General features: G+C 34.4%; 9 protein-coding genes and 1 riboswitch. Of the genes, 8 read left to right on the top strand and 1 reads right to left on the bottom strand.

Going from position 1 to position 9,397, the window contains the following annotated elements; translation table 11 throughout:
* A partial coding sequence (locus BJS11_RS08350; RefSeq protein ID WP_148114208.1) for a transposase occupies nt 1–476 on the top strand: 476 nt, incomplete at its 5' end.
* A gap of 174 nt (nt 477–650) precedes the next feature.
* Here the strand turns inward: BJS11_RS08350 and cvfB are convergent.
* Nucleotides 651–1,550, bottom strand: coding sequence for an RNA-binding virulence regulatory protein CvfB (gene cvfB / locus BJS11_RS08345; RefSeq protein WP_069996504.1), 900 nt, complete (start codon nt 1,548–1,550; stop codon nt 651–653).
* A 143-nt stretch (nt 1,551–1,693) separates the two neighbouring features.
* On the opposite strand from cvfB, the gene BJS11_RS08340 reads away from it, so the two are divergent.
* The 7 genes from BJS11_RS08340 to dapD all read left to right on the top strand — a co-directional run bounded on the left by BJS11_RS08340 (nt 1,694) and on the right by dapD (nt 9,353).
* Nucleotides 1,694–3,298, top strand: coding sequence for an ABC-F family ATP-binding cassette domain-containing protein (locus BJS11_RS08340; protein ID WP_069996505.1), 1,605 nt, complete (start codon nt 1,694–1,696; stop codon nt 3,296–3,298).
* A 148-nt stretch (nt 3,299–3,446) separates the two neighbouring features.
* On the top strand, nt 3,447–4,277 hold the full coding sequence (locus BJS11_RS08335; protein WP_069996506.1) for an aldo/keto reductase: 831 nt from the start codon (nt 3,447–3,449) through the stop codon (nt 4,275–4,277).
* Nucleotides 4,278–4,454: 177 nt separating this feature from the next.
* Nucleotides 4,455–4,633: riboswitch (Lysine riboswitch) on the top strand.
* 83 nt (nt 4,634–4,716) lie between these two features.
* Entirely contained in the window at nt 4,717–5,925 is a 1,209-nt protein-coding gene (locus tag BJS11_RS08330) for an aspartate kinase (RefSeq protein WP_167351813.1), read from the top strand.
* 88 nt (nt 5,926–6,013) lie between these two features.
* Nucleotides 6,014–7,003, top strand: coding sequence for an aspartate-semialdehyde dehydrogenase (locus BJS11_RS08325; protein WP_069996508.1), 990 nt, complete (start codon nt 6,014–6,016; stop codon nt 7,001–7,003).
* A 1-nt stretch (nt 7,004) separates the two neighbouring features.
* On the top strand, nt 7,005–7,892 hold the full coding sequence (gene dapA / locus BJS11_RS08320; RefSeq protein WP_069996509.1) for a 4-hydroxy-tetrahydrodipicolinate synthase: 888 nt from the start codon (nt 7,005–7,007) through the stop codon (nt 7,890–7,892).
* Nucleotides 7,889–8,611, top strand: coding sequence for a 4-hydroxy-tetrahydrodipicolinate reductase (gene dapB, locus BJS11_RS08315; RefSeq protein ID WP_069996510.1), 723 nt, complete (start codon nt 7,889–7,891; stop codon nt 8,609–8,611). Before dapA ends, dapB begins: the two co-directional genes overlap by 4 nt.
* 22 nt (nt 8,612–8,633) lie before the next feature.
* Complete coding sequence (dapD, locus tag BJS11_RS08310) at nt 8,634–9,353, top strand: 2,3,4,5-tetrahydropyridine-2,6-dicarboxylate N-acetyltransferase (protein ID WP_069996511.1); 720 nt, start codon at nt 8,634–8,636, stop codon at nt 9,351–9,353.
* Nucleotides 9,354–9,397: the final 44 nt, after the last annotated feature.

The raw sequence follows: 9,397 nt of genomic DNA, 5'->3' as shown, positions 1-9,397 counted from the left end.
ATTGGCGTTTATTTTTAAAGAACCCTTATCAATTGAATTCTATAAATTATCATCCATTCAGGCTCTTTAAGAGTTGGCAAAGCACTTATAGTGCATTACAGTATTTACTTACTTTAGACGATAAATTAGAAGCAACCTATCGAATTGGACATCAAATTTTAAGTGCATTAAGAATGAATGATATAAAGAATTTTGAAGAAGCTTTAAGTAAAGCAGAAAATGAAGAAATCTTTGAAGGACTTAACCGTATTATAAAAACTTTCAAAGGCTATTTACCTTTTATAGAAAACACTATGCAGCATCCAAAATTAACTAACGGTCCAATTGAAGGAATCATTAATAAAATCAAATTAATAAAGAGAAATGCCTACGGCTATCGCAATTTTATTAATTTTAGAAATAGAATACTTATAATTTCTAGATTATTTGTCTCTGAACATAAAAAACACATCAAGCAACATTCAAAAGTTGCTTGATGCATCAAATATATTCATTTTTTATAGACCAACCGTTATTGACAAAGAGCCTAAATAAATACACCTTGTCACTTTTTGTATTAGTGACAAGGTGTATTTATTTATAGATAATAATTATTGATTTTTAGTTTTAGTTAACTCTCTTTAAGATGTTCATCTATACAATAGTAGAAACTATTTTTCTACTCGATTCCAACCTTTTTGTGTTAAAGCAATTTTACCACTTTCAATCGTGATAATTTTATTTTTATATAAGTGTCCGATAGCTCTCTTGAATGCACCTTTACTCATATTAAAGACTTCTTTTATAGCATCTGGGCTCGATTTGTCTGAAAATGGTAACTCGCCATCATATTCGACTAATAAGTTAAAAATGTGTTGACCATCATCATCAAGTCGTTCATGTGCAAATGGAAGGAATGAGCCGTTCAATTCTCCCTTTTCATTGTGACCAATAATTCGCACATTTACATTTTCACCTAAACGTGGTTCTGCCTTACGTTCAGATTCATGTACGAATATTTTGTACCCTTCTTTAGATAGTAAGAAACTACCAATTCTTAATAAACGATACGGTCTAGCTTCGACCACTTTATTTTTCATTTCATCATCGAAGACGGGTGTATACATTTGTTCGACAATTGTTTCTGTCGCTAAACGTGCAAACATATTGTTGTCTCTATCAATACGTAACGTTACAAAAAGTTCGTCGCCTTGTGTTGGCCACACCTCTTTGACTTTTGGTAAATCTTCCCATGGAATAAGTACTTCTCTCGGTAAACCAACATCAACATGTGCGCCATCGCGATCAGTTTTTAATACTTTTACAAAGTCGTATTTATCTGTAGTTATATCAGGCATGTTTTGCGTTGCAAACAATGCTCCTGAACGGTTTGGGTAAATGAAGAAACTATATTCTTCCCCTACCTGTAATTCATCTTCTTCGCTAATTTCGGATTGGTTTAGCTTAACTTCTTCGCCGTTTGGTCCTTGTAACTTGTATGTAGATCCTTCTAATCCTACAACTTCAAGAAATTCAATTGAACCTACAATATCTTTTTCATCTTGGGCCATACTTGTCTCCTTCGTACTCAAATTTATTCACACTAATTATAACATGCAATAGGAAAACAAGCATCACTATACTATGAAAGGTCGAAAGTAGCGACTAAGTGTGATATAATTTGTCCGGTAGATTAACGAAAAGGAGTTAAGGCATGTTACAAGTTACTGATGTAAGTTTACGATTTGGTGATCGTAAACTATTTGAAGATGTAAATATTAAATTTACAGATGGCAATTGCTATGGTTTGATTGGTGCAAATGGTGCTGGTAAGTCAACGTTCTTAAAAATCTTATCCGGAGAATTAGATGCACAAACAGGTCATGTTTCTATGGGGAAAAATGAACGTCTTGCAGTATTAAAACAGGATCACTTTGCATTTGAAGATGAACGTGTATTAGATGTTGTTATCAAAGGACATGAGCGTTTATATGCAGTTATGAAAGAAAAAGATGAAATATATATGAAACCAGATTTCAGTGATGAAGATGGTATTAGAGCCGCAGAATTAGAAGGCGAATTTGCAGAAATGGATGGTTGGAATGCTGAAGCTGACGCTGGTACCCTACTTTCTGGTTTAGGCATTAAAGCAGAGTTACAAGATAAAACAATGTCTGAGTTAGAAAACAATCAGAAAGTTAAAGTGTTATTAGCACAAAGTCTTTTTGGTAAACCAGATGTACTATTACTAGATGAGCCTACCAATGGTTTAGATATCCCTGCGATTAGTTGGTTAGAAGACTTCTTAATTAATTTTGAAAATACTGTTATTGTAGTATCACATGATAGACACTTTTTAAATAATGTGTGTACACACATTGCAGATTTAGATTACGGTAAAATTAAAGTTTACGTTGGTAACTATGATTTTTGGTATCAATCTAGTCAATTAGCTATGAAAATGGCACAAGATCAAAATAAGAAAAAAGAAGAAAAGATCAAAGAATTACAAGACTTCGTCGCACGATTCTCTGCGAATGCTTCGAAATCCAAACAAGCAACAAGTCGTAAAAAGCAACTTGAAAAAATTGAGCTTGATGACATTCAGCCTTCTTCACGTCGTTACCCATTTGTTAAATTCACACCGGAACGTGAAATTGGTAATGATTTATTATTTGTAGAAAATGTATCTAAAACAATTGATGGTGTTAAAGTATTAGATAACATTTCATTTACTATGGATCCAAATGATAAAGCTGTATTAATTGGGGATAGTGAATTTGCAAAATCAACATTACTTAAAATTTTAGCTGGAGAAATGGAGCCAGATGAAGGTTCTGTAAGATGGGGTGTTACAACTTCACGTAGTTACTTCCCTAAAGATAACTCTGAATTTTTCGAAGGTGTAGATATGAACTTAGTAGATTGGTTACGCCAATATGCACCTGAAGATGAACAAACAGAGACATTCTTACGTGGTTTCTTAGGCCGTATGTTATTTAGTGGTGAAGAAGTTAAGAAAAAAGCAAGCGTCTTATCAGGTGGAGAAAAAGTACGTTGTATGTTAAGTAAAATGATGCTTTCTAGTGCGAATGTGTTATTACTTGATGAACCTACAAACCACTTAGACTTAGAAAGTATTACTGCAGTAAATGATGGCTTGAAAAACTTTAAAGGTTCAATCATCTTTACGTCATATGACTTCGAGTTTATCAATACTATTGCTAACCGTGTTATAGATTTAAACCCTGCTGGTGCTGTGTCTAAAGAAATTTCTTATGAGGCATATTTACAAGAGACAGGCGTTTTAACAAAATAATTAATATTTTGAACTGTGAGATTCTATATAGAGTCTCACAGTTTTTTATGCAATTTGATATGTGCGTTAATTTTATAAGTTATTTATTTTGAAAAGTATTTTTATAGCTATATAATCAAACTATGTAAAAATAGGAGGAATGATGAGAATGGATAATTTAAATATGATTGATGGCCAAGTACTACCCCAAATAGGATTTGGTACATATAAGTTAAATGGTGCCCATGGTGTACATGCAATTACAAATGCTTTGAATCAAGGATATCGTCTATTAGATACGGCGTATAATTACGAAAATGAAGGTACTGTTGGAAAAGCAATTGCAAATAGTCATGTAACGAGAGATCAAGTCATTGTGACATCTAAACTTCCTGGTCGCTATCACGATTATGATGCAGCTATGGTTGCAATTCAAGAATCTCTATATCGTTTAAATGTTGAATATATTGATTTATATTTAATTCACTGGCCGAACCCTCGACAAGGGAAATATGTTGAAGCATGGAGAGCTATGATTGATGCACAAAAAGCAGGTTTGATTAAATCAATTGGCGTGTGTAACTTCTTACCTGAACATATTGAAACATTAGAGAAAGAAACAGGAGTGTTACCCACTGTAAATCAAATCGAATTACACCCCTACTTTAACCAACAAGATATCATCAAATTTCATCAAGAAAAAGGTATCATCACTCAAGCATGGAGTCCTTTAGGTCGTGCTTCAGAAGTTATTAAAGACAAAGATGTTGCAGTCATTGCGGAAAAACATAATAAAACTATTCCACAAATTATATTAAAATGGCATGTACAAAATGATGTAGTCCCAATTCCTAAATCTACTTCTATTGCTAGACAAATTCAAAATAAAGATATTTTTGATTTTACATTAGAAGAACAAGATATGGATGCAATAAATCAGTTAACACAAAAAGATGGCAGATTAAAAGGTCAAGATCCAGCAATATACGAAGAGTTTTAAAACAAAATGAGAGTTATCGTGCGATATCTATATATACCGAAGTATAATATTTCAACATAATTAACAAAAGTATTTTTAAACTGTTGTATTTTTCAGTAAATTTAAAAAATTTCGCAAAATTGGTTTACAGGCCATGTATGCGTATGTATAATGTGAAACATAAACAAAAATTAAATAAGGTTTTGATGAGGCGCATCAATCATTAGTAAAAATTAGGAGAACCTGACTGCTAGCAGCTAATTTTGAAAGGGTGAGATGCCGAAACAGTTATAATAGCAGCTTATAACACGTTGGACTTTATGGTTAAGAGCTAATAGTCTGTCATTATTTTAAAATAATGGAGTGCATCACTTGTATATATATTTATAGAACAGGTTCGCATTCCGAACTTGTTCTTTTTTTATAATACTGTGATTCTCCCCTGTTTAATGAGGAGGATATGGAATTGGAAAAAAGTGTTTTGAAATTTGGCGGATCGTCTGTCAGTGATTTTACAAAGATAAAAAATATCGCCGAAATGTTGCGTACGAGAGTAATGCAAGGCGAACAACTCATCGTTGTCGTCAGTGCCATGGGAAAAATGACAGATGAACTTATGGCAAATGTATCAACATTAACGACAAGTCCGAAAGATCAAGAGCTTGCCCTTTTGCTAACTACAGGAGAACAACAAACGGTATCGTACCTATCAATGGTATTAAATGATATCGGAATAAACGCTAAAGCAATGACTGGTTATCAGGCTGGTATCAAAACAGTTGGCCATCATTTGAAAAGTCGCATCGCAGAAATTAATCCTGATACTTTTGAACAAGCATTTAATACAAACGATGTACTCGTGATAGCCGGTTTCCAAGGCATTAATGATGCTTTTGAGGTCACTACTTTAGGACGTGGCGGCTCTGATACGACCGCAGTAGCATTGGCAGCAAGCAATAATATACCTTGTGAAATATATACAGATGTTGATGGCATCTATGCTACAGATCCACGCGTGTATTCACATGCTAAACGTCTCGATTATGTATCATATGAAGAAATGATGGAAATGAGTGCGCTTGGTGCAGGTGTACTTGAAACCAGAAGTGTAGAGTTGGCAAATAACTATAATATCCCTCTATATTTAGGCAGAACTTTATCAAATGTGAAAGGAACATGGATTATGTCACAAACAGAAATATTAGAAAAGAAAGCTGTAACAGGCGTTGCGCTTGATACACATATGATGCATGTAACAATTAGTTATCCCCTTCCAGATAATCGTTTGTTAACAGAGCTTTTCAACAAATTAGAAGCGGGTGCTGTAAATGTAGATATGATCTCGCAAATTGTTAATTTAGAAGGTTTACAGATGTCATTTACAATTAAAGACACAGACGCTATACAAATTTCGTCCATTTTAGAAGCGTTAAAAGAAAACTTTAGCGCATTGGGATTCAAAATAAATGAGGAATATGTCAAAATTTCCTTGATTGGTTCAGGTATGAGAGATATGTCAGGCGTAGCTTCAAAAGCATTTATTACTTTAATTGAAAACAATATTGCATTTTATCAAACGACAACGTCAGAAATTAGTATTTCGTGTGTTATTGATGCTGAAAATGGTGAGCGCGCAGTTCAAACCTTATATCAAGCATTTGATATTTAAATATTGATGTCAGAATTTTCGGAAATATAGCTTGAGTAATATTAAATCGATTTACTACCATGAATAATAAATAGAGGAGTGTATATATATGACAAGATTAGCAATTGCAGGTGCAACAGGATTAGTTGGAAGAAAAATGTTAGAAACAATTGATAAAAGAGCAATCCCCTTTGATGAGTTAGTGCTATTTTCATCAGCAAGATCTGCGGGTGAACAAATTGAATTTCAAGGGCAATCGTATACAGTAAGAGACCTCACAGATGAAGCGGCGAGTGAAGCATTTGATTATGTATTGATGAGCGCTGGCGGTAGTACAAGTGAACATTTCTCCCCTATTTTTGAACAAGCAGGTGCTATTGTTATTGATAATTCAAGTCAATGGAGAATGACAGAGGGTATAGATTTAATTGTTCCTGAAGTGAATGATCCTGTATTGGATAGAAAAATTATTGCCAATCCCAACTGTTCAACGATTCAATCTGTAGTACCACTTAAAATAATGCAAGAAGCCTTTGGTTTGAACCGTGTTGCATATACAACATATCAAGCTGTATCAGGTTCTGGAGTTAAAGGTAGACAGGATTTAGCAGAAGGTGCAAATGGTAAGGCACCAGAAGCATATCCACATCCTATTTATAATAATGTATTACCACATATAGATATATTTCTTGAGGACGGGTATACAAAAGAAGAGCAAAAAATGATTGATGAAACACGAAAAATATTAAAAGATGATGCTTTAAAAGTCACAGCAACATGTGTACGTGTTCCAGTTCAAGATAGTCATAGTGTGCATATGAGTGTGACAGTGAATAAAGATACGACGGTGGAAGCAATTCAACAATTATTTGAAAATGATACACGTGTCGTTCTTGTAGACAATCCGCAAAATAATGAATACCCACTAGCGATTCATTCAACAGGAAAAGACGAGATATTTGTTGGACGTATTCGCCGTGATGATAGTTTAGACAATACGTTCCATGTATGGTGTACTTCTGACAATTTATTGAAAGGTGCTGCATTGAATGCAGTTCAAATACTTGAACAAGTTATGGATTTGAAAGGAGCAAAATAAAATGGGACATATTTTTGAAGGTGTAGGTGTCGCCCTAGCGACACCCTTCACACATAATGAAGTTGATTATGATGCATTAAGAAATCACGTAAACTATTTACTCGATAATAATGCTAAATCTATCGTAGTAAATGGTACAACAGCTGAGAATCCTACATTAACAGATGAAGAAAAAGATCATATATTAGAGGTTGTTGTAAATGTCGTTGATGGACGTGTACCTGTGGTTGCAGGCACAGGTACAAATAGTACACAAAAATCAATACAGGCGTCAGTACGTGCGAGAGAAATTGGTGCAGATGCTATTATGTTAATTACACCTTACTATAATAAGACGAACCAACGTGGTTTGATCGCCCATTTTACAACAATTGCAGATGCAGTTAAATTACCTGTGATTTTATATAACGTACCTTCGCGTACAAATATGACTATTGATGCAGAGACTGTTGCAACATTAAGTGAAAATGAATATATTGTCGCATTAAAAGATGCAACGAATGACTTTGATTATATGGAAGATTTGAAACAAAGACTGAATCTTGACTCATTCGCATTATACAGTGGTAATGATGATAATGTTGTGGAATATTTTGATAAAGGTGGACATGGTGTGATTTCTGTTGTCGCCAATGTGATTCCGAAAGCATTCCAAGCTTTATACGATGATAAACAACAAGGTGCACATATAGAAGCTCAATTCCAACCAATTCAAACATTATTAGATGCATTATCCATAGATGTTAACCCTATTCCTGTAAAAGTACTGATAGCCCTAGAAGGGTTTGGAAATTATGAGGTACGTCTACCGCTTGTGCCACTTGAAGATAATGATCGTCAAACATTAGAAGCAGCATATAAAGCATTTAAAGCAGGTGAAAATGTATGAACATACTCTTAATTGGTTATGGTGCCATGAATCAACGTGTCGCACGTTTAGCCGAAGCCAAAGGTCATGAAATTGTAGGAATTATTGTAAGGGATGCTACAAAGGGTTATCCTTATCCTACTTTTGAACGTATAGCAGATGCTGAAAATGCAGATGTTGCTATCGATTTTTCAAACCCTGAATTATTATTACCACTATTAGAAGAAGAATTTAACTTACCGCTTGTCATTGCTACAACTGGTGAAAAAGATGAAATCATTCACAAATTAAAAACACTCAGTGAGTGTATGCCAGTATTTTTCAGTGCCAATATGAGCTATGGCGTTCATGCGCTTACTAAAATTTTAGAAGCAGCAGTACCGCTATTGCAAGACTTTGACATCGAATTAACGGAAGCGCATCATAATAAAAAAGTGGATGCCCCTAGTGGTACACTTGTTAAATTATATGATGTTATTGAAGCATTACGTGACAAGACGACACCAGTTTATGACAGACATGAACATACTGAGAAACGTACTCAAGATGAAATTGGCATTCATGCTATTCGTGGAGGCACTATTGTCGGTGAGCATGAGGTATTATTTGCTGGTACAGATGAAACTATTGAAATCACTCATCGAGCACAATCAAAAGACATCTTTGCAAATGGAGCAATTGGCGCAGCAGAAAAACTAATAAATAAAACAAATGATTATTATACTTTTGATAATTTATAAACAATAAGGAGCGAATTTAATTATGGTACAACATTTAAGCGCAGAAGAAATTATTCAATATATAAGTGATGCAAAAAAGTCTACCCCACTTAAAATCTATATCAATGGTCGTTTTGATAACGTTACTTTTCCAGATAACTTCAAAGTATTCGGTTCAGCCGATTCAAAAGTAATTTTCTGTGAAGCAGATGAATGGAAACCATTTTACGATGAGCATCAATCAATTATTGAAGAAATTGAAATTGAAATGGATCGTCGTAATTCAGCAATCCCACTGAAAGATTTAACAAATACGAATGCGCGTATTGAACCAGGTGCATTTATACGTGAACAAGCAATTATTGAAGATGGTGCAGTTATTATGATGGGCGCAACTATTAATATTGGTGCTGTTGTAGGTGAAGGCACGATGGTTGATATGAATGCGACGCTTGGTGGTCGTGCAACGACTGGTAAAAATGTACATGTTGGTGCTGGATCTGTATTAGCGGGAGTAATTGAGCCGCCAAGTGCATCACCAGTTGTTATTGAGGATGATGTGTTAATTGGCGCAAACGCGGTTATACTTGAGGGTGTACGTGTTGGTGCTGGCGCTATAGTTGCAGCAGGTGCAATTGTAACACAAGATGTGCCTGCAGGAGCTGTTGTAGCAGGTACACCTGCTAAAGTGATTAAACAAACAAGTGAAGTTGAAGATTCTAAACGAGAAATCGTTTCAGCATTAAGAAAATTAAACGATTAAAAATATATTATCAAGAAGATAGTTAAATATTTATTTAAGACATT

It is taken from the genome of Staphylococcus caeli (assembly GCF_900097965.1).
Taxonomy (GTDB): Bacteria; Bacillota; Bacilli; order Staphylococcales; family Staphylococcaceae; genus Staphylococcus; species Staphylococcus caeli.
This window is presented reverse-complemented; position numbering and strand designations above follow the sequence as displayed.

Bases quoted from the DNA above. Each gene is read 5' to 3' on its own strand.
- cvfB (WP_069996504.1), bottom strand. From the start codon at position 1,550: ATGGCCCAAGATGAAAAAGATATTGTAGGTTCAATTGAATTTCTTGAA.
- BJS11_RS08340 (WP_069996505.1), top strand. From the start codon at position 1,694: ATGTTACAAGTTACTGATGTAAGTTTACGATTTGGTGATCGTAAACTA.
- BJS11_RS08335 (WP_069996506.1), top strand. From the start codon at position 3,447: ATGGATAATTTAAATATGATTGATGGCCAAGTACTACCCCAAATAGGA.
- BJS11_RS08330 (WP_167351813.1), top strand. From the start codon at position 4,717: ATGGAATTGGAAAAAAGTGTTTTGAAATTTGGCGGATCGTCTGTCAGT.
- BJS11_RS08325 (WP_069996508.1), top strand. From the start codon at position 6,014: ATGACAAGATTAGCAATTGCAGGTGCAACAGGATTAGTTGGAAGAAAA.
- dapA (WP_069996509.1), top strand. From the start codon at position 7,005: ATGGGACATATTTTTGAAGGTGTAGGTGTCGCCCTAGCGACACCCTTC.
- dapB (WP_069996510.1), top strand. From the start codon at position 7,889: ATGAACATACTCTTAATTGGTTATGGTGCCATGAATCAACGTGTCGCA.
- dapD (WP_069996511.1), top strand. From the start codon at position 8,634: ATGGTACAACATTTAAGCGCAGAAGAAATTATTCAATATATAAGTGAT.